At 38.5% G+C, this 19,661-nt stretch carries 22 protein-coding genes and 1 other annotated feature; all 22 genes read right to left on the minus strand.

Annotation, left to right across the window (positions count from 1 at the left end; genetic code table 11):
• Positions 1–120: 120 nt before the first annotated feature.
• Entirely contained in the window at positions 121–414 is a 294-nt protein-coding gene (gene rpmA / locus RRV45_RS16255; protein ID WP_315665726.1) for a 50S ribosomal protein L27, read from the minus strand.
• Positions 415–759 carry a ribosomal-processing cysteine protease Prp gene (locus RRV45_RS16260; protein WP_315665727.1) on the minus strand — a complete coding sequence of 115 codons (345 nt, stop codon included), beginning with the start codon at positions 757–759 and terminating at the stop codon, positions 415–417.
• A 10-nt stretch (positions 760–769) separates the two neighbouring features.
• Positions 770–1,078, minus strand: coding sequence for a 50S ribosomal protein L21 (rplU, locus tag RRV45_RS16265; protein WP_066292891.1), 309 nt, complete (start codon positions 1,076–1,078; stop codon positions 770–772).
• A 13-nt stretch (positions 1,079–1,091) separates the two neighbouring features.
• Positions 1,092–1,183 (minus strand) — a sequence feature (ribosomal protein L21 leader region).
• Between the two features lie 49 nt (positions 1,184–1,232).
• A complete protein-coding gene (locus RRV45_RS16270; protein WP_315665728.1) occupies positions 1,233–2,705 on the minus strand; it encodes an Rne/Rng family ribonuclease in 1,473 nt (490 codons plus the stop codon).
• Positions 2,706–2,800: 95 nt separating this feature from the next.
• The gene (locus tag RRV45_RS16275) at positions 2,801–3,667 is read right to left on the minus strand and encodes a M50 family metallopeptidase (RefSeq protein WP_315665729.1); all 867 of its coding nucleotides are present in this window, start codon (positions 3,665–3,667) and stop codon (positions 2,801–2,803) included.
• Positions 3,660–4,436 carry a M23 family metallopeptidase gene (locus tag RRV45_RS16280; RefSeq protein ID WP_315665730.1) on the minus strand — a complete coding sequence of 259 codons (777 nt, stop codon included), beginning with the start codon at positions 4,434–4,436 and terminating at the stop codon, positions 3,660–3,662. The genes RRV45_RS16275 and RRV45_RS16280 overlap by 8 nt, the downstream gene beginning before the upstream one ends.
• 161 nt (positions 4,437–4,597) lie before the next feature.
• Entirely contained in the window at positions 4,598–5,401 is an 804-nt protein-coding gene (gene minD, locus RRV45_RS16285; RefSeq protein ID WP_315665731.1) for a septum site-determining protein MinD, read from the minus strand.
• Between the two features lies 1 nt (position 5,402).
• Positions 5,403–6,080: a septum site-determining protein MinC gene (gene minC / locus RRV45_RS16290; protein ID WP_315665732.1), complete on the minus strand. Its 678-nt coding sequence runs from the start codon at positions 6,078–6,080 to the stop codon at positions 5,403–5,405.
• 319 nt (positions 6,081–6,399) lie between these two features.
• A complete protein-coding gene (mreD, locus tag RRV45_RS16295; RefSeq protein ID WP_315665733.1) occupies positions 6,400–6,915 on the minus strand; it encodes a rod shape-determining protein MreD in 516 nt (171 codons plus the stop codon).
• A complete protein-coding gene (gene mreC, locus RRV45_RS16300; RefSeq protein WP_315665734.1) occupies positions 6,912–7,796 on the minus strand; it encodes a rod shape-determining protein MreC in 885 nt (294 codons plus the stop codon). Before mreC ends, mreD begins: the two co-directional genes overlap by 4 nt.
• A gap of 133 nt (positions 7,797–7,929) precedes the next feature.
• Positions 7,930–8,946: a rod shape-determining protein gene (locus RRV45_RS16305; RefSeq protein ID WP_315665735.1), complete on the minus strand. Its 1,017-nt coding sequence runs from the start codon at positions 8,944–8,946 to the stop codon at positions 7,930–7,932.
• 168 nt (positions 8,947–9,114) lie between these two features.
• A complete protein-coding gene (radC, locus tag RRV45_RS16310; protein WP_315665736.1) occupies positions 9,115–9,804 on the minus strand; it encodes a RadC family protein in 690 nt (229 codons plus the stop codon).
• A gap of 55 nt (positions 9,805–9,859) precedes the next feature.
• Positions 9,860–10,435, minus strand: a complete 576-nt coding sequence (locus RRV45_RS16315) for a Maf family protein (RefSeq protein WP_315665737.1) — start codon at positions 10,433–10,435, stop codon at positions 9,860–9,862.
• A 362-nt stretch (positions 10,436–10,797) separates the two neighbouring features.
• Positions 10,798–11,877 (minus strand): SPOR domain-containing protein, encoded by a 1,080-nt coding sequence (locus RRV45_RS16320; protein WP_315665738.1) that lies wholly within the window; start codon positions 11,875–11,877, stop codon positions 10,798–10,800.
• Between the two features lie 117 nt (positions 11,878–11,994).
• Complete coding sequence (locus tag RRV45_RS16325) at positions 11,995–12,750, minus strand: pilus assembly protein PilO (RefSeq protein WP_315665739.1); 756 nt, start codon at positions 12,748–12,750, stop codon at positions 11,995–11,997.
• The gene (locus RRV45_RS16330; RefSeq protein ID WP_315665740.1) at positions 12,747–13,376 is read right to left on the minus strand and encodes a fimbrial protein; all 630 of its coding nucleotides are present in this window, start codon (positions 13,374–13,376) and stop codon (positions 12,747–12,749) included. Before RRV45_RS16330 ends, RRV45_RS16325 begins: the two co-directional genes overlap by 4 nt.
• Positions 13,377–13,378: 2 nt before the next feature.
• The gene (gene pilM / locus RRV45_RS16335; protein WP_315665741.1) at positions 13,379–14,356 is read right to left on the minus strand and encodes a type IV pilus biogenesis protein PilM; all 978 of its coding nucleotides are present in this window, start codon (positions 14,354–14,356) and stop codon (positions 13,379–13,381) included.
• A 21-nt stretch (positions 14,357–14,377) separates the two neighbouring features.
• Positions 14,378–15,133: a prepilin peptidase gene (locus RRV45_RS16340; protein WP_315665742.1), complete on the minus strand. Its 756-nt coding sequence runs from the start codon at positions 15,131–15,133 to the stop codon at positions 14,378–14,380.
• A 32-nt stretch (positions 15,134–15,165) separates the two neighbouring features.
• The gene (locus RRV45_RS16345; RefSeq protein WP_315665743.1) at positions 15,166–15,615 is read right to left on the minus strand and encodes a type IV pilin protein; all 450 of its coding nucleotides are present in this window, start codon (positions 15,613–15,615) and stop codon (positions 15,166–15,168) included.
• Positions 15,616–15,721: 106 nt separating this feature from the next.
• Positions 15,722–16,927 (minus strand): type II secretion system F family protein, encoded by a 1,206-nt coding sequence (locus RRV45_RS16350; protein WP_315665744.1) that lies wholly within the window; start codon positions 16,925–16,927, stop codon positions 15,722–15,724.
• 1 nt (position 16,928) lies between these two features.
• Positions 16,929–17,969, minus strand: a complete 1,041-nt coding sequence (locus RRV45_RS16355) for a type IV pilus twitching motility protein PilT (RefSeq protein ID WP_315665745.1) — start codon at positions 17,967–17,969, stop codon at positions 16,929–16,931.
• An 11-nt stretch (positions 17,970–17,980) separates the two neighbouring features.
• Positions 17,981–19,642: a GspE/PulE family protein gene (locus RRV45_RS16360; protein WP_315665746.1), complete on the minus strand. Its 1,662-nt coding sequence runs from the start codon at positions 19,640–19,642 to the stop codon at positions 17,981–17,983.
• Positions 19,643–19,661 lie beyond the last annotated feature (19 nt).

Raw genomic sequence — 19,661 nt, forward strand, 5'->3', positions numbered from 1 at the left:
TTTCAGTAAACTGCTTGCTGTTAGTATATCAAAAAACCAGGCAGACGTAAGCAAAATATACACTATTTAAACCAAAAAGAAAACTCTAACCATTTAGGCTAGAGTTATCTTAAGCATTCCTTATGCTTCTTGAGCTGCAGGATATACGCTAACTTGTTTACGATCACGGCCAAGGCGCTCGAATTTAACAACACCGTCCACTTTCGCGAAAAGTGTATCATCTCCACCTTTACCAACGTTTACACCTGGATAAATTCTAGTACCGCGTTGACGGTAAAGAATTGAACCACCAGTTACGAACTGACCATCAGCACGCTTAGCACCAAGGCGCTTCGCGATAGAATCACGGCCGTTCTTCGTTGAACCTACTCCCTTTTTAGAAGCAAATAACTGAAGATCTAATTTTAGTAACATTTATTCCACCTCCTGCTTTTTGAAGGTCATTTTTATATGCTGCCCGTATTGCTCTTCAATCGTCTGCAATGAGACAACCATTCCTTCTAAAAGAAGTTGAATTTTCTCATTTGTTTCTTCCGGCAAATGTTCCGGAATGACACAGCGGAGAAAACCGTCCTCTTTTTGCTCAATTTCGGGTGTAATGCCGATTAAAGCATGCACCGCATTAATTGCGCCAATCGATACGGCTGATACGCCTGCACAGACAATATCATTCCCTCTTTCAGCAAAAAAGGCATGGCCGCTTATTTCAAATGACTGAATTACTCCGGACTCTTTACGATTCACCGTAACTTGAATCATATTAATCGCCTTAAGCGTTGATCTTTTCAATCACAACTTTAGTGTATGGCTGACGATGACCTTGCTTTTTGCGATAGTTTTTCTTCGCTTTGTACTTGAAAACAATAATTTTCTTCGCACGGCCTTGCTTTTCAACTTTAGCTGTAACAGTAGCTCCTTCAACAACAGGGCTTCCTACTTTTACATTGTCTCCGCCAACGAAAAGAACTTTATCAAAAGTTACTGTTTCGCCTGCTTCTGCGTTTAGCTTTTCGATGTAGATAGCTTGACCTTCTTCTACACGTACTTGCTTACCACCAGTTTCAATAATCGCGTACATGAACTGCACCTCCTCTTAGACTAAGACTCGCCATCGTCAGGCGTCTCACATCACTTGAAAGTAATGCAAAAACTTATGACCTGTTCTGAGCGGTTGTAGCACGGGTGCGCTACAAACATAACATGAAAATCCTATCATAAATCGCCCTAAAATGTCAATTAGATTCTAGCTTTTTTATTAATTCAGCAAATGTTCCAAATTGCCGAATCTCATAAAATGGATTTATAGAATGACTGTTGCTAAAAATTATCTTTAGACCGAGCAATTCCTCCATCCTTTTCTTGTGGGCATTATTTTCTCCTGAGAAAGTCCTCTGAACATCCTGTGTAGCTTCAATTAAGGCAGCCTCATAGTCCCCGCCTCTATGCTCCCACAGTTCTCTTTCCAGACGAAAAGCGATTGTTTCTGGACTTAGTACCCGCCCTGTCCCCTCACAGCTAGTGCATTTTATTGTTAAGGCTTCTGACAGGGCAGGCTTGGTCTTCTTCCGCGTTAATTGCAGGATGCCGAGCGGGGTAAAGCCAATTACGTTTGTCCGTCTCTCATCTTTTCTTAGTTCTTTTTCCAGCAGGCTGAGAATCCGATGACGATCTTTCTCCTTCTTCATATCAATGAAGTCGATTAAGATCATACCGCCAATATCGCGTAGGCGAATTTGTCTAGCCGCCTCCACTGCTGCCCATTCATTTGTTTTCAGGATCGTGTCGGAAAGCTCGTGTTTTCCCGAGTATTTCCCTGTATTCACATCGATGACTGTTAAAGCCTCTGCCTCGTCAAAAATTAAATAGGCTCCATTATCTAGCCATACAATTCTCTTTAATGCTTTTTCAATTTCATGTTCAAGCCTAAAAGCAGAAAAAATATTCTCTTTCCCACTATAAAGCTGTATGGAGCATGGAAATTTTTGCTGAATTTCAGCCTTCAAAGCAGAATCATCAACAATGATTTCACTTATTTCAAGTTTCTCTACATCCTCAGAAATTTCATCAATCAATGAATTTCGCTGGAGCACATTTCCTGGTTTTTTTAAAGCACCAGCAGTATGAAGGAGTTCCCTGTTTTTTTGCCGAAGCTCTTCAAGCTCAGCTATTAATTGTTCTTTCGGTGTATTTCTTGATGATGTTCGAAAAATTAGCCCTTCTTCTGGCTCCTTTATTTCATGGCCGAGCTCACGCAGCTTTTCTCTTTCTAGGCTATCTTCAATTTTTTTTGACACAGCAACATAACGTCCTAGGGGCATGTAAATTAAATGATTTCCTTGCAGCTCAATAACACCAGATAGACGCGGCCCCTTTGTTCCTGCTGCATCCTTTTCCACTTGAATGAGAAGCTTCTCCCCTTGATGCACATAAGCGGAAATGCTCTTAGAGTCTTTTATATTTTTATCCCCTTCTGCCTGTATAAATGAAGCCAGCTTATCCCGATGTAAATATCCGCTTTTTTCCTCACCAATTTCAATAAAGGCTGCGTTCATCCCAGGAAGCACCTTTTCAACAATGCCTAAATAAATATTGCCTACAGCAGATTGCTGCTTAGGCTGCTGAATATATAGTTTTTCTACCATGTTATTTTTTACTAAAGCATAGCGTTTTTCCCTTGTTAAACTGTTTATAATTATTGTATACAAATTAGTTCCTCACTTTGAAATAAAAGCTTTGTTTAACCTTATTGATGAAATTGTCTTTGATCCTTCACGTTAGTCATACAGGCTTTTTCATAGACCTAATACATATAGAGCAAATCCCCAATTCGGGATGTAACCATTTTTTCCGTAAAATAAGCATGTAAAAGCTCGTTTTCGTCCATTGAACCCTTTTCTTTCCCGTTTTTTTCGATAATAATTGGATGCTTAAATCCTCGCTGAAATTTCTCGAGCACATGCATGACCATTTCATCCTCTTCCACTACAATCGGCTTTAACTGACGAAAGTCACTATTCTTCCCATAATACCTCTCAAGCAGAAACCGCATGAAGACGTACCGGCTTTGCTTCCATTCATGATACAGGGAAAATAGCAAAAAGGCGATAACTACCCAAATATTTAAATTGATTGGTGAAAAAGTTAAGATAAAAACAGAAAATAGCACTGTACAAGCAGCAGAAATTAGCAAAACTCTTCGATGCGCATTTGGAAATGATTGATAGATGGATAAGAGGAGAAAAACAAGTTTTCCTCCATCAAGCGGCCAAATGGGCAGCAGATTAAATAAGAGGATCATTAGATTATACTGAATGAACAGCTCGTACATGCCTTCTGAAAGAAACGAAAGCTGATAAAGAAGGTAGGCAGCGCCCATCATCCAAAGATGCTGGAGAGGACCTGATAGAATAACGACCAGTTCTTCCTTTAATGGTCGATTTCCATGCTCCTCCATTTCTGCAACCCCGCCAAATGGCAGCAGGGCAATCCGTTTAATCCTCCACGAAAAAAAAGACGCCGCTGCCGCATGCCCCATTTCATGAATAAAAATTATAAGCAAAAATAGAGACACTTCTATAAAGTGTGCGGTCATAACAGCTAATCCAATAACGACCCATAGAAGCGGGTGAATATGAATATATTTTATCAATCCTGCAAATTTATTCAAATGGGATCACCTGTATTGGGTCAATAAAATCATCACCCTTTTTTATGGCAAAATAAAAGGAACCCTTCTCTCCATCCTCCATCGCAGTTGACTTACCCAATTGGGTGCCTTTTTCAGCATATTCCATAAGATTCACGTTAATTTCTTCTAAATTTCCATACCATGATTCACTATTATCAGCGTGGCTAATAATCACGGTTTTTCCAAAGCCGTCCTTTTTCCCAGCAAATTTAACCAAACCTTCACTCATAGCGACTACAGCGGCATCCTTGCTCGTTTCAATCGTAATTCTTTGCCCATTTTCCTGAAAATCCTCAAGAATTCTAGCTGCAGCCGGTAAAGCATACTCTGTTTTAGGAGTTAATTCCTTTTTCCCTTCCTTCTCATCCTTAATTGGTAAAAGGGCAAGCGGTTTTCCGAATTTCTCTTCATACCAATTCGCGACAGCAACAAATTGAAAGTCAGTCTCCATCGTTTTCGTGACAAAGTTCCTCGCAGTTTCAAAGGTTCCAGCGCTGTTTTTGAACATAATGGCAACTATTAAGAATAGGCATGCAGAGGCAAGTATTTTAAATAAGAAATTTTCTTTTCGGAATAAAGGATGAGAGCCTTCTTCTCCTCTGCCGTCATAGGAAGAAATCCTATCAAAGCCATATCTTTCTTCATCTTCCGTCCAAAGATTTTGTTTTTTTATCGGTTTCGCCATGCGCTCTCGTTCTTTTTTTCTTCGTTCCATCCGTCTTCGAATTTCGTCAGCTCGTGATCTCATACGCCCCCACCATTCCCTTACGATTTCTTTGTACAAGTCTATGAGTTGTCCATAGGGAGTATGACTTGAAAGTTTCGTTCATATCAAGGAACTTTAAGTGGGAGTGCTGTCAAATGACTTGTTAAATCAATATAAAAAAGCCAAGGAATAATCCAAGGCTTTTACTTTACACCAAAAAACTTTTTAATTTTCGAAAAAACACCTACGTGATCTTCCTCTAGGGGCTGAAGAGGAATCGATTCTCCTAAAATTCGGCGGGCTATGTTTCTATAAGCTATTGATGCTTTGCTGTTTGGATTTAACGCAATCGGTTCTCCATGATTAGAAGCTTTAATAACTTCATCATCATCTGCCACAATACCTATTAATTCAATAGACAGATGAGCGGCGATTTCATCCACATCGAGCATATCCCCGTTTTTCATCATTTGACTGCGGATCCTATTAATGACTAGCTTTGGCGCTTCAACATTTTCCTCTTTCTCTAGCAGGCCAATGATGCGGTCTGCGTCACGAACAGCTGAGACTTCAGGTGTTGTCACAACAATTGCTTTGTCAGCTCCTGCAACAGCATTTCGATATCCATGCTCAATACCTGCAGGGCAATCAATAATAATATAATCGTAGTCTTGTTTTAATTCATTGATGAGGATCTTCATTTGTTCTGGATTTACCGCAGTTTTGTCACTTGTTTGTGCGGCAGGCAATAAATAAAGCATATCTTCAAACCGTTTATCTTTCACAAGTGCCTGATGAATTTTGCATCGACCCTCTAATACATCAACTAAATCATAGATAATACGATTTTCAAGTCCCATCACCACATCTAAATTACGGAGGCCAATGTCTGTATCGACGAGACAAACCCTTTTTCCTTGCAGAGCTAAAGCTGTTCCAATATTAGCTGAAGTTGTCGTTTTTCCAACTCCACCTTTACCTGATGTAATGACAATTGCTACTCCCATCCTATTGTCCCCCTTCCAATCTCGTAATATTTGGTCTTAGATGCATCAACACTTGCAATCTATCTACTGTTATTTGATCTAGTTCATTTATGTAAGCACATTCCATTTCTCTTTTTTCCTGGTCTTGATTTTGATCAGGAGCTCTTGTAATACAAGAGGCAATACGCAATTGTGAAGGCTTCATGCTAGATGCTGCAACGATTGCTTCTTTATTACCATAAAAGCCCGCATGTGCTATCCCCTTTAAGGTCCCCATTATAAAAATATTTCCGCCTGCAATAACGGTCCCTCCAGGATTCACATCTCCTACGAGAAGTAGATCGCCTGGTACATGCAATACTTGTCCAGACCTAATAATTCTAGCAATTGGTATTATTTCGGTTGCTTCTTTTAATTTTGCTGCTTCTTCTTTCGTTATTACATTGGAAATGATTGAATCAACGACAAGGTTTTTCTTTTGCCGAATAAGCTCTTTAACCTCTTCTTCCTGCTCGTTCGTTAAATATCTGTTGCCAACCTGAACCTTTACTGTGATTAGGTGATCTTCACGTGATCTCGAGCTTTCCGAAAGCTTAATATCCAACTCTTTTTTTAAATCTTCATAAGAACAGGAATCATCGAGATGGAGTGTTAATCCATCCTTTGTCCCTTTAATCGTTACATTTTGGAATTTCTTCATGTCAAGATGTTCACCTCTAGAAAAGCGCAAGCGCCTTTAGCTGCCATTATGCAGGAGAAATATTGACAAATTAGTCAGTTTCCTAACATTCTCCTTACATTTTTAGCACCTGTATATTCTACTTCATTTACTAACGCAAGGCACGCCTAATATAAGGATACTCCTTTAGCCATCATCAAAAGAGGTATCCTCTTATCATTAGGGTTTAAAAGATTTTTCCTTTAAATAAAAAGAATTCGACAGAAATACTAGAAAATCCTTTTTCTGATAAGAATTCATTGATAAAAAGTGTGGAATTTTATTTTTACAAAAAACAAATCTATATGTCCAAACTGGCTACTAACTTATCATAATGCTTTTTAAGCGGATAAGCTGCAATAATAATGAAAATTAAATTAAAAATTGCTGTTGGAAGAAAACGAAGTGACAGAAAAGTAGAAAATGGCATGTTTGTCCGATGAATAAGGAAATACATTTCATAAACGCCTAATTCCAAAAGCAGAACCCCAATCATTGCAACACACGAAACAATGACAATATTCGTTTGAAATATTTTCATCAGCTTTAAAATAATATAGGAAACTAATGGAAACATAAATAAATAAATCCCGATGATTTCGGTATATACAATATCAAAAAGGAGTCCAACAAAGAAGCTATAAATGATTCCATACTTTTTTGGTCCATAAACCGTTAGAAAAATTAAGGCAACCATTAAAAACCTAGGAGCAATAATATAGGATTCCCCAAAAGTTTTTTCAGGCATTAACTCAACAAAAATGCTTTCTGCAATGAAAAACAAAATGAATAAAAGAGGAAGAAGAAATTTTCTCACAGTTCCTCCTCCTTATCATCTATCATATCTTCCAAGTCAGGCTGTAAAGACTTCCTATTTACAACCATCACATGCTCAATATCATATAAATTTGCCCCTGGCTCCACATAGGCTGTTAAAGTCAGGCCATATTCAGCAGGAGCAACTTCAACTACCTTTCCGATTGGGAGATTCTTTGGGAACACCCCGCCCTTGCCGGAACTGATGACATTTTGCCCCTTTTCTACCTTTGCATCGAATGGAATTCTTTTCAGTAATAGAAGACCTTTATCTTTGTCATATCCCTCAATCAGGCCATAATAGCTGTTTCCATCTGCCTGAATTTCAGCCGAAATACGATTAGTCGGATCCATCGCACTTAATAGCTGTACTGTAGAGGTTAAAGGCTGACTACTTTTTACCTTCCCGATTAAACCATTTGCGGTAATGACAGCCATATTTTGTTTAATGCCATCCTTAGATCCTTTATTGATAATTAGAAGATCAGTCCATCTATCCGGGTTTCTTCCAATAACAGTAGCTTGTATCGGATCAAATTCACTTAATGATTCCTTTTTATCGAGAATTTCACGAAGCTCGGCATTGTCCTTTTTTAGCATTTGTACATCCGCTTCAAGGCGTGCGAGTTCATCCAGCCGCTTTTTTAACTCTTTATTTTCCGTATATGTATTTTGCAAGTCTTGCAAATTTTCAAAGAAACCAGCAACATAATGAGTTGGACGTGAAATGGCTGTTTGAATCCATCCAGTTGTATCCTTGACAAATTGCTCTGGCCAGCTTAATTTTTCACGTTCTTTTAATGAAAACCCAATCAATGCCACGAGAATAATGATGCTAACAAGCAAAATAATCAGGCGTTTATTCAGAAAGAATTGTGGCATTCTTAACACCTCAATTTACTATTTGTATAAAAATAACTAGGAGCTTAATATTTACACGTAAGTCTAAATCCTTTAAAAATCACACGATTGGAGCCCAGTCACTATTTTAGGTGAGTGGGCTTCTATCATGTTATTATCGGGAATCCCTTGATTTATTTTTAAATAAATCAATGTGATCCAGTGCTTTTCCCGTACCAATCGCTACACAATCAAGCGGATTTTCTGCAATTAATACCGGCATTTTGGTTTCTTCACTAATTACCTTGTCCAAGTTTCGAAGCAAGGCACCTCCGCCAGTTAAAACAATCCCGCGATCCATAATATCAGCTGCAAGCTCTGGAGGTGTTTTCTCCAGCGTTACCTTAACAGCATCAACAATAGCATAAACTGTGTCATGCAGAGCTTTAGAAATTTCCTCTGCCGTAATTTCAATCGTCTTAGGAAGTCCTGTTAAAAGATCACGACCGCGAATTTCGAAATTTTCAATTCCGTCCGGGTCACCTGCTGAACCAATTTCGACTTTAATCGTTTCAGACGTACGATCACCGATTAAAAGATTATAATGTTTACGAATGTAATTAATAATTGCTTCATCCATATTATTTCCAGCAACACGAACAGACTGGCTAGTTACAATGCCGCCTAAAGAAATGATTGCTACCTCAGTTGTTCCCCCGCCAATATCAACAACCATGCTGCCTGTTGGCTCCCATACAGGAAGATTTGCCCCGATTGCAGCTGCAAATGGCTCCTCTATTGGGTAAGCATCTCTTGCTCCTGCTTGACGTGTAGCATCTATAACGGCACGCTGCTCAACTGCGGTAATTCCTGACGGTACACAAACCATCACATAAGGCTTTCCTGAGAAAAGGCCTTTGCTTTTATTTGCTTGCTTAATATAGTATTTCATCATGACGGCTGTTGTTTCATAATCAGCAATTACCCCATCCTTCATAGGACGAAGTGCCACGATATTCCCTGGTGTCCGGCCGATCATGTTTTTTGCATCATTTCCGACAGCCACAATATTTTTTGTGTCCGTTTGCAATGCCACAACTGAAGGCTCTCTGACAACAATCCCTTTCCCTTTTACATAAACAAGTGTATTAGCTGTTCCTAAATCAATTCCTAGATCCTTTGTACCAAACATCGTTTGTATCTCCCTTTCTGATACGAAATGCGAAAATTGACAGAGCCAGCAGATGGCTGACTGTTACATTTATTTTCAAAAAAGTTACTTTTCGAATAGGTGATTATATTCATTCACGTAAAAAAGCATAAACAATATTATAGCTTATCGTCAAATAAAAACATAGTGTTATAAATACCCTTTTTCCTTCAGACTCACAAATTTATTTTCACCAATAATGAGATGATCGAGCACTTCAATACCAATTATCTTTCCGCATTCAGAAAGTCTTTTCGTCACCTCGATGTCCTCTCTGCTTGGAGCAGGATCTCCGCTAGGATGATTATGGGCACAAATGATTGAAGCAGCCGAACGCCGGAAAGCTTCCTTGAACACCTCCCTTGGGTGCACAATCGAGGCATTTAGGCTGCCGATAAAAACAGTTTGCTTGTGAAGGACTTGATTTTTGGTGTTTAGATAGAGGCAAACGAAATGCTCCTGAGAAAGGAAACGCATGTCGTTCATGACATATTTTGCCCCGTCCTCTGGAGAGCGGATTGTATAACGGTCGTCATAAGATAAATTGGATATTCTCCTGCCAATTTCAACGGCTGCCAAGAGTTGAATGGCTTTTGCTGTACCAATGCCCTTTATAGAAGTGATTTCATCTAAAGATGCATCCTTTAAAAGTCTTAAGCCTTCGAAATGGGTTAGCAGACGGTTGGATAATTGGAGCACCGATTCATCTTTTGTACCAGTACGAAGAAGGATGGCAACAAGTTCATGGGTAGATAAACTTTGAGGTCCATTTTGGATAAAACGTTCCCTAGGTCGTTCATCCTGCGGAAAATCCTTAATCAATAAGCTTTGTGTTTCCATAGTTCCATTTCCTCCCTTTCACTTGGGTGTAAGGGAGATTAAGATGAATTTGAAATTAAGAAGCTGGAGGGAAAAATCCAGCGCTCCTTAATTCTCGAACTGTCTTTGATAGAGGTAGGCCAACAACAGAGAAGTAATCGCCATTAATTTCCTTAACTAGGACGCTGCCGAAGCCTTGAATCCCGTAGGCTCCTGCCTTATCAAACGGTTCACCGGTGTCAATGTAAGCATTTATTTCTTCATCTGAAAGCTCCCAAAACACCACATCTGTTTTTACATAGAAAATTTTCTCTTTTTCCGGTGCAATTATGGATACCCCTGTAAAGACAGAATGGATATTACCCGATAAACTTTTTAGCATCGAAAATGCTTCAGATCTATCCTTTGGTTTACCTAGCACTATGTCTTCCAGAACAACTACCGTATCTGCACCAATGACAAATGACTCTGGGTTTTGTAAGCTTACTGCCTTTGCTTTTCTACTGCTGAGCTCCATGACAATTTCACCCGGTGTTAATGCCGGGTCAAAGCTTTCATCGACATCACTGCTGGATACTTCAAAGGTTAAATGAAGATTTTCAAGAAGTTCTTTTCGTCGTGGAGAAGAAGAGGCTAGTATGAGGTTTTTCATATAATCACCTTACCTTAAATTTGTATCATATTCGGGAGATACACCTATATCGTACCAAAATTCGGCAGGACAAACAATTTTATAGCGGCAAATATTAAAACTTTCTATTCTTTAATGAGACTAGGTGCTTTACCTCGTTACCTAACCAAAATAAAAAAAGAGTCTGTCGAATATATAGCCAACAGACTCCAATAATTTGTGTTATTTCCCAGAAAATATTCGATAAAGGGTGGTTAATGTCGAAAAATAGTAGTTTGCTTTTAATATTGGCTAAGGTTTTTAATAGGCACTTAACAGTATTGAATCTTTTATCCGAAACACCCAAATATCTACTTAAGTTATGTACATGTAAATATGTACTTTTACATCGATTGATAAACTGAAAGGAATTCGAGCAAATGCTGTTGAACCTTTGTTAAAGCTGTAATATCTTTTGACTCTTTATATGCCAATAATTGTTGATGGGCATGAGTTAGCTCATTATTTAATGAAAGAATCCCCTTGTTTTTTAGTTGATCTTCTTTAATCGACTTTATGCTTTCCATTTGGGCTGCTATTTTATCGATAATAGCATCTGATAATGTATGGGTCCTCGCCGCTTCCGATGCCCCCTCAGCTATAGCTTGATAAATGGCAGGCGCAGCATCGATTACTTTTTTCTCCTCTGGAAGAAGCCCCTCTAGTGATTTCTCCTCTAATGTGACAGGCTTTGCAAAAGCTTCATAACCTTTATCTTTAAATTGATTTCCTATTTCCTTCGCGTCTTCAATACTTGAGGAAACACTTAAATAAAGTACGGCTTGTCCATTTATTTCAATTACCTTTGAAGGAATTCCTTTTTGTATATGATCCTCTTCAATTTGCCTTGCCGCTTCAATATTAGAAAATACACCGCCTTGAATAACAAAGGTTGATAGAGGCTGTAAAACACCTGTTTCTGTATCTGCAGGTTGTTTAATATCTTCCTCTACGGCTGGCTCGGCAGTTACAGGCTGTTCAATTTCGGCTGAATTTTCAGTTATGACTAGCTTTAGCATAATAAATCCAAAACCTGTCCCTAGTAAAATAGCGAAAAACACTGTAATGAATATGGACGTTAGAAATCCCTTATGCCCATTCTTTTTAAAGCTTTGGCCAAATGTTCTAATTCCCTTTTTATTAACAGTTTTCGTTTTTGTCGCTATATTATACTCTCTTAAATCAGGTTCAATCGCGTCCTCTGGAAGGATCCAATCAAAGCTATCATCTTCAGTCGTTTCCTTAGCTGCTGCCGATTCCTTAAATGATAAATCGTCCCATTTTTCTGTTCTGTTTTCCTCTCGTAAACTCTCAATTTTAATATCCTCTATATGTTTTTCTTCCACAAGGTTTTCTTCATAAGACCGTTGCTTGCCATTTATTTTTATCGTAATCGTTCTACCTTTTTCCGGGCCTTCCACCATTCGTCCCCCTTCCATGTCGATTGCTGATTAAGTTTCATCCTAACATATCGAAAAAAAAAAATAACAAGACTTTTGTCGTCTTGTTACGGGGGATTTTCGTCAAATTTTTTATAGTTATTATTTAAGTGGAATTTCAATAACTTGACCTGTTTTGATATTTCCTGACATACTAAACGGGTTCTTTTTATTACTTGTATTTGGAACTTCCATTTTTGGCAGCTGATCAATTAAATCAGTTAATGTTGGCATGTAGAAGGCTGATATGGTGATTTCTGTCTCAATAGCCAATTTCTCTTGATCTGCAGAAATGATTTCGTCCTGTCCATAAATTTGCAGATTTTCAACAATAATAGTTCTAGTTTCTGATTCAAGTGATTGTATGAATTTTTCCAAACTAAAATAATCGGCGGACTTAACGGTTAGAACGACTGTTGTTTTTTTCATTCCTGCAGGCATTGGAATGCTTGGTTTTTCATCGGCCTTTTCTGCTGTTTCTTCATCGTCTGTTTCCTGTGTTTCTTCAGCTGATTCTTCTTCCAATTCGCTATCAGAAAAATCCATATTTGAAACAAGACTCCCTGACACAGTTTCTGCCTTTTCAATATCAAGTAGCAGCTGTTCTACTAACGGCTGCACAGGGATTTCCTTTTGGAGGGCTTCTGTGCTTTCGAACGTATCAGTTCCAGTTTCTTTAATTTGATTTTCTATAACTGAAAGCAATTGTTCTTCTGTTTGCAATTCCCTTTGCTTATTAGCTAATGTGGTCTTTAATGGCTGGATATATAAAAAGTAGAGCCCGGTAAATAGTAATATTAATAGGATGATTCCTGTTATCCCGATGAGCTTTCCTTTTTTCGATGATAGAAGGGTCATGATTCTTCCCCTCCTTCATTGAAAGCCTCTTTTTTTAGGACAGACCGATTTAACATTACTTCATATTCAGCAAAATAACGCGGAAGAATTTGCTGCTCGTCTAAATCCAGCTTTTTTTCTTCGGCTTGATTGCTGTTTTTCTCTGTCAAATCGATTGTTGCCAGTTTAAGAATCATAGCCTCTTCCACCCAGTATGAATCAAGCAAGTTTTTTAAATAATAGGAGGCTTCCCGGCTTGTATCAAATTGCACGAGTACAACAATACTACCTGTTTCTTCATAAGAAAGGGTTTGGATAAATCCCCTTTCAGGCAATAAAGCAGTTAATTTTCTTAATATAGGGACTGTTTTAATCGGGTAATCCTGAGCCCAATTAACAGCCTTATTTAGTTCTTCAACAGAATTTAAGGATTCTGCATCCATCATTTTCGCTTGTTCCGCAGCAATTAATTCCTGTATCACATTCTGCTGCTGTGTTATCGTTTCTATTTTCCCCTTATAGCCTTGTCCAAGCCAAATAGTCACCCCGATGCCGATTAACACGATAAAAGCGAGTATCCCCATTAACAATAAAAGAGATGTATTTCTCGGTTCCTTTTTTGGAAGTAAGTTAATCTCAACGAGCATGCTTACACCTCTTTCAATGCAAGCCCCAGAGTTAGATAATGTGATCGAGGCAAATTATCTTCTGTTGCTAAATGAATGATTTGATGTGGAATTTCAAACCTCGTTTGTATTTCTTTTTCGATTAGATCAAGGTATGGATGGTCGCCATTTAACAATATTTTAGACACATGCTGTTTTCCTTGATTAATCGAATAACGATAGAAGTCCATAAACTTACTAATCTCTTTATAGATGTCTTCCAATTGAAAAGACAATTCTTCTAATTCTCCATTAAATTCTATCTCCTGCATTCCTATCTTACTCGTTCTATACGTCCATTGATCTTCATCAAAATCAATCATTAAGTGATGCATAAAAAGAGGAAGCTGGTTTTCAAAGATACATAGATTGACCATATTTAAGTCAAAATGGATCATTAATAGCCGTTCATCCTTCGCAGGCATTCCTAAACGATCATAAAGCCGGTATAGGGACAGTGGAGAGATATCCGCTGCCACTGGGGCCAATTTTATATTCGTAAATAAAGAGGAATAATCTAATATGTTTTCTTCCTGCGCAGCAAATATTAATACTTCCTTGTTATCCTTATTTTTATTTACGATATACGTATCAAAAACAGGTTCATCAAACGGGAGATGTATACTAGTGCCAAGTTCCAAATATAAATATCCATTGATTTCATCATCCTTAACATCCACAGGTATGTTAGCCTTACGGATAATCACGAATGAATCCGGAACGATGAAACGAACGGAACGCTTTTGAATTTTCCAATCAGTTATACACTCTTCAAGTATTGTTTCTAAAGTGTCATGATCAATAATTTTCCCGTCTCGAACAATCCCAAACGGAATAAACCGCTCTCCCCATCTGTGGACGCTAAGCGGATTCGATTGCTTCAATTCGACAAACCGAATCGAATAGTCATTAATAACGATATTAATGATACGGTTTTTTCGCGAAAAAAGGGAAAGTGCCATCGAATAAACCCCTAACTAAATTCAAGATGCCAATAACTTAAAGTAACTTTGGATAATAAAATCACCATAAAAATAAGCGGTCAATGTTCCTGCAGCGATAAATGGACCAAATGAAATTGGATTTTTCCTTTTCAGTTTTCCGATCAATAACCCAATTATACCAAAAACCGCCCCGTACAAGGTTGCTAGAAAGAAAGATAGCAGAACGATTTTCAAACCAACCACTAGTCCTAACAAAGCAAAGAGCTTAATATCCCCGCCGCCCATTCCACCTTTGCTAATAATGGCAATCAAAAGCAGAAGAAAAAATCCGACAGCCGCTCCCAATACGGAATCCCACCAAGGATGAAGTGGGATAAAAATCCGTTCCAACAAAAAAAGCCCTGTGAAAAAAAGCAGTACTTTATCAGGGATAATCATATACGTGATATCTGAAACGAAAATAATCATAAATAATGAAATTAATGTCCAGGCGACAAACAGCTCGCTTGACCAGCCAAGGATTAATGGTGCCGCTACAAATAGCAGTCCTGTCAGCAGCTCCACAAATGGGTAAAGAGGAGAAATGCGCGTCTTGCATTGGCGGCATTTCCCTCCTTGGATAAGGTATGACAGAACTGGGATCAGTTCATAAGGCTTGAGCTGATGTTTGCATTTTGGACAGGCTGACCGCGGTGCCACAATGGATTGGTTTTTTGGGACGCGGAGGCCGATGACGTTGTAGAAGGAGCCAAATATTACACCGATTATTAAAATATAGATTAAAAGAAAGTGCATTGGCTAACACTCCTTTATTTTTATTAATTTCTTTAACTATTTGAATGTTTATCGAATTGTTGTGAATTAACCTTATTAAGATCACCCACAAATTTAGTCCCTGATACCTCACCCTTCGCTTGATGTTTTGATGTTGCATCAATAGTAATTTTCCCATCAGGTGTTATAGTCACTGTCCAAGCTGATAGATTTGCATCAGTTATTTCTATATATTCTTTGAATTTTTTGTCAGTATCAGTATCACCATTTGAATACCCTGTGCTAACACTAGGAGTACCATTAGCCGCTATAAATAACTTTCCTGCAGAAAGTAATTGAACAGCATCTGCTTTTGCTGCATCATACTTTGATTTTGCCATAATATTCCCAATACTAGGAACCGCAATCGCCGCAATAATCCCCAAAATAACTACAACTGCCAATAACTCAACCAACGTCAACCCACGCTGATCCTTCAATCTTTTTCCAATCATCTTAAACATACAAATCTCCCTCTCTATTAATTATGTAATATGACATAAGACCTACTTATAATTATACTTGAAGCTAAATAAAATAAAAGATAAAAATGTTAATATTTTGCAAACATTACCCTACCTGATTAAATATATCAAACATCGGCACCATAATAGATGTCACAATCGTTCCGACAATGCCAGCAAGAAATACAATCATTATCGGTTCGATAAGAGACTTGATTCTATCTGTACTGTTTTCTACCTCTTTTTCATAGAAATCAGCTACTTTCCCTAGCATAGCATCAAGGGAACCTGTTTCTTCTCCGATGACAATCATTTGTGTTACCAAGGGAGGAAAGGCCCAGTGCTTTTTCATTGGCTCTGTAATAGATTGTCCCTTTTCAAGAGCGGTTCTAGACTCGCGTATAACTTTAGCGATCACTTCATTATCTACTACCCTTTCAACGATTGTCATTGCCTGTAAAATGGGAACAGAACTAGTAAATAACGAGCTTAATGTTCTTGTCATCCTTGCCAATACTGCCTTTTGAAGCATCTTTCCGAAAATAGGAATTCTCAAAATAAAGTAGTCTAAATAATATTTCGTTTGAAGGTTTTTCCGCAATAAAACAATCGTTATGACAAACCCTATAAAAAGTAAAACAATTAACCACCAAAACCTCTGCATAATCTCACTTGAATTTAAAACTAATCTCGTTATTGCAGGCAGCTCCCCGCCAAAATCTTCAAACATGGCAACAAATGTAGGGACAACTGATACTAATAGGAAAATAACAACCCCTATAGCTACAATACCAACAACAATCGGGTAAGCGAGCGCAGATGAAATCTTCTGCCTTGTATTATGCTGTTTTTCAAAATGTTCCGCAAGTCTGTCGAGCGTTTCATCCATATTACCGCCAGCTTCACCAGCGCGGACCATATTAATAAACATGGGCGTAAAGATTTTTTTATGTTTGGCTGCTGCTTCTGACAATGGATTTCCTTCACGGAGGTCCTGCTCAATATCAAGCAGGGCTTTTTTCAATGCTTTACTCTCCGTTTGAGCAGATAGTATTTTCGTAGAATCAACTACGGAAACCCCTGCCTTTAAAAGTGTTGAAAACTGTCTTAAATAAATGACAAAATGCTGAAGCTTTACTGGATTTCCAATGGAAATATCTTTTGTAAGCATCGATTCAGGGACTTCGGTAATTTCTAAAACCCTGATTCCATCCTCCCTCAGCTTAAACATTGCTTCCCTTTTGGAGGACGAGTTAATAACACCTTCTATTTTTCCTTTGCGGTCTCTTCCGGAATATTTAAACCGAGCCATATTAAATCAATATCTCCTGTAAAAATGGCTCCGCGGTTTCCTTCGAAATTATCCCTGTTTGAATAAGATCCTTGATGCTGCTTTCAAGCGTATGCATTCCTTGCGCACGGGATGTTTGCATAATGCTGACAATTTGATGAATCTTTTCATTTCGTATAAGATTCGCTACAGCCGAATTATTAATTAAAATTTCTGTTGCCGCTTTACGCCCTGCCTGATCTTCTCTACGGAACAATCGCTGGGAAATAACCGCAACAAGAACAGAAGCAAGCTGAATTCGAATTTGTGGCTGCTGTTCAGGTGGAAAAACATCGATAATCCGGTTAATTGTTGCTGGGGCACTTGATGTATGCAATGTACCCAACACTAAATGTCCTGTTTCCGCTGCAGTAATCGCAGTTTGAATCGTTTCCAAATCGCGCATCTCACCAACTAAGATAATGTCAGGATCCTGACGAAGTGCAGCCCTTAGCCCATTCGCAAAATTCCTTGTATCAAAGCCAACTTCACGCTGGTCAATTATAGAATTCCCATGCTTATGCAAATACTCAATCGGATCCTCAAGTGTAATAATATGCTTTCTCATTGAGTCATTCATATACTGGATCATCGAAGCAAGAGTTGTTGATTTACCACTGCCTGTCGGACCTGTAACTAGAACGAGTCCTTGTGGCTTTGCAGCAATTTTCCGTAAAATATCGGGTAATTCAAGTTCATCAATCGTAGGAATTCTTGTAGGAACAACCCGTATCGCCATCGCAATACACGATCTTTGATGATATGTATTTACACGAAATCTCGAAACGCCAGGAATCCCATATGAGAAATCCAATTCGCCCTTGTCCTTAAACTGCTCCCACATATGTTCTGGAATAATCGCTCGTGCCATACCTTCAGTCTCTTCCGGCTTTAATGAATCTTTCCCGTATTTCTTCAGATCGCCATTAATTCTAAAGATTGGCTGAATACCTACAGTTAAATGCAAATCTGATGCTTTTAATTCAAATGCGGCGCGTAATAAATAATCTATTTTTTCCTTCATTCCTCGCACCCCTATTCAAGTATAGCGACTCGTAATACTTCTTCAGTAGTTGTTAGTCCTTGTTTTACCTTAAGAAGACCATCATCAATAAGGAAAATTGTCTTATTTTTAATGGCTAACTCTCTTAATTTAGTAATAGAATCCCCATTCATAATTGTTCTTCTAATATCATCGCTGACGACAAGTACCTCATGAATAGCAATCCTGCCCTTGTAGCCCGTCATATTACAAGATGAGCAGCCGCGCCCGCGCGTGATTTTGTCTACACTCATCCCTCTTTTTGCAAAAATCTCTATTTCTCGTTTAGAAGGTGCATTTTCCTCTGCACAATCTCGGCAAATTCTTCTAACAAGCCTTTGAGCGACAATTCCGCTAAGAGACGAGGCAACTAGAAATGGCTCAACTCCCATATCCATTAATCTAGTAATTGTACCAATAGAATCGTTCGTATGGAGGGTACTCAATACTAGATGCCCTGTAAGGGAAGCTCGAATGGCGACTTCCACTGTTTCCTTATCCCGAATCTCACCGACCATAATAATATTTGGGTCTTGGCGTAGAATAGATCGCAATCCTGCTGCGAATGTCATCCCGATATTGGAATTTACTTGAATTTGATTTACGCCCTCAAGCTGGTACTCAACTGGGTCTTCAATCGTAATAATATTCACTTCTTCACTATTTAACTGATTTAATGCCGCATATAAAGTCGATGATTTCCCAGAACCTGTAGGGCCTGTTAACAGTACAATTCCAGTAGGCTTTTCGATCATCTCCATAAATCTTTTTAAGTTTAATTTATTGAAACCAAGCTTATTAATATCATTTAAAGAACTGCCTAAATCAAGAATCCGCATAACAATTTTTTCCCCAAAAACAGTGGGCAGTGTCGAAACACGCAAATCTACAGGGTGAAAATCAAGATTGACTTTAATTCTCCCATCCTGTGGGACGCGGTGCTCGGTGATGTCCAAGTTTGCGATTATCTTAATTCTAGCAGTTAGCACACTCTGCATATGCTTCGGTAAAACCCGTTCAACCCTTAGTACACCATCTATTCTGTAGCGGACAACAACCTTCGTTTCTTGCGGATCAATATGAATATCACTTGCCTTCATCGCTACTGCAGTCGACAAAATTTGATTCACTAATTTCACTATTGGTGAATCCTGATCAGTAATTTTCTCTTCTTGAACCATCTCAGTTGGCTGATTATCAACTAGTAACTCTTCAAAGCCTTCATCAATGTCATAATACTTATTAATGGCTCTTAAAATATCGTCTTTCGTAGCAATCGCAGTCTCAATTTGAAAGCCAGTTGATAGACGCAGATCATCAATTGCAAAAAAATCCATCGGGTCTGCCATCGCGACAAACAGCTTGTCCCCATCTTTTTTTAATGGAATAAGAAGCTGGCGTTTTGCTGTTTCTTTCGGAATAATATTGAATAGCTTTGTATCAAAAGGATACCGGTACAAGCTAATATGTGGAATACCAAGCTGGAATTCAAGTACTTCAATAAGCTGCTGCTCTGTTATGTATCCCCTTTGAAGCAAGGCATCCCCAAGCTTTTGTCCATCACTTTTTTCCTTTAAAGTCAGAAGGAGCTGATCTTCTGTAATAAGACCAGCATATACAAGTAAATCTCCAAGCCGCTTCCGAATTTGTTTCATATATTATCCCTGCTTTTTC

The organism is Bacillus sp. DTU_2020_1000418_1_SI_GHA_SEK_038, from assembly GCF_032341175.1.
GTDB lineage: Bacteria > Bacillota > Bacilli > Bacillales > Cytobacillaceae > Cytobacillus.

What these genes read in the sequence shown, in the direction of transcription:
- rpmA (WP_315665726.1), bottom strand. Translation starts at nt 414, where the DNA reads ATGTTACTAAAATTAGATCTTCAGTTATTTGCTTCTAAAAAGGGAGTA.
- RRV45_RS16260 (WP_315665727.1), bottom strand. Translation starts at nt 759, where the DNA reads ATGATTCAAGTTACGGTGAATCGTAAAGAGTCCGGAGTAATTCAGTCA.
- rplU (WP_066292891.1), bottom strand. Translation starts at nt 1,078, where the DNA reads ATGTACGCGATTATTGAAACTGGTGGTAAGCAAGTACGTGTAGAAGAA.
- RRV45_RS16280 (WP_315665730.1), bottom strand. Translation starts at nt 4,436, where the DNA reads ATGAGATCACGAGCTGACGAAATTCGAAGACGGATGGAACGAAGAAAA.
- minD (WP_315665731.1), bottom strand. Translation starts at nt 5,401, where the DNA reads ATGGGAGTAGCAATTGTCATTACATCAGGTAAAGGTGGAGTTGGAAAA.
- minC (WP_315665732.1), bottom strand. Translation starts at nt 6,080, where the DNA reads ATGAAGAAATTCCAAAATGTAACGATTAAAGGGACAAAGGATGGATTA.
- mreC (WP_315665734.1), bottom strand. Translation starts at nt 7,796, where the DNA reads ATGCCACAATTCTTTCTGAATAAACGCCTGATTATTTTGCTTGTTAGC.
- RRV45_RS16305 (WP_315665735.1), bottom strand. Translation starts at nt 8,946, where the DNA reads ATGTTTGGTACAAAGGATCTAGGAATTGATTTAGGAACAGCTAATACA.
- radC (WP_315665736.1), bottom strand. Translation starts at nt 9,804, where the DNA reads ATGGAAACACAAAGCTTATTGATTAAGGATTTTCCGCAGGATGAACGA.
- RRV45_RS16315 (WP_315665737.1), bottom strand. Translation starts at nt 10,435, where the DNA reads ATGAAAAACCTCATACTAGCCTCTTCTTCTCCACGACGAAAAGAACTT.
- RRV45_RS16320 (WP_315665738.1), bottom strand. Translation starts at nt 11,877, where the DNA reads ATGGTGGAAGGCCCGGAAAAAGGTAGAACGATTACGATAAAAATAAAT.
- RRV45_RS16325 (WP_315665739.1), bottom strand. Translation starts at nt 12,750, where the DNA reads ATGACCCTTCTATCATCGAAAAAAGGAAAGCTCATCGGGATAACAGGA.
- RRV45_RS16330 (WP_315665740.1), bottom strand. Translation starts at nt 13,376, where the DNA reads ATGCTCGTTGAGATTAACTTACTTCCAAAAAAGGAACCGAGAAATACA.
- pilM (WP_315665741.1), bottom strand. Translation starts at nt 14,356, where the DNA reads ATGGCACTTTCCCTTTTTTCGCGAAAAAACCGTATCATTAATATCGTT.
- RRV45_RS16340 (WP_315665742.1), bottom strand. Translation starts at nt 15,133, where the DNA reads ATGCACTTTCTTTTAATCTATATTTTAATAATCGGTGTAATATTTGGC.
- RRV45_RS16345 (WP_315665743.1), bottom strand. Translation starts at nt 15,615, where the DNA reads ATGTTTAAGATGATTGGAAAAAGATTGAAGGATCAGCGTGGGTTGACG.
- RRV45_RS16350 (WP_315665744.1), bottom strand. Translation starts at nt 16,927, where the DNA reads ATGGCTCGGTTTAAATATTCCGGAAGAGACCGCAAAGGAAAAATAGAA.
- RRV45_RS16355 (WP_315665745.1), bottom strand. Translation starts at nt 17,969, where the DNA reads ATGAAGGAAAAAATAGATTATTTATTACGCGCCGCATTTGAATTAAAA.
- RRV45_RS16360 (WP_315665746.1), bottom strand. Translation starts at nt 19,642, where the DNA reads ATGAAACAAATTCGGAAGCGGCTTGGAGATTTACTTGTATATGCTGGT.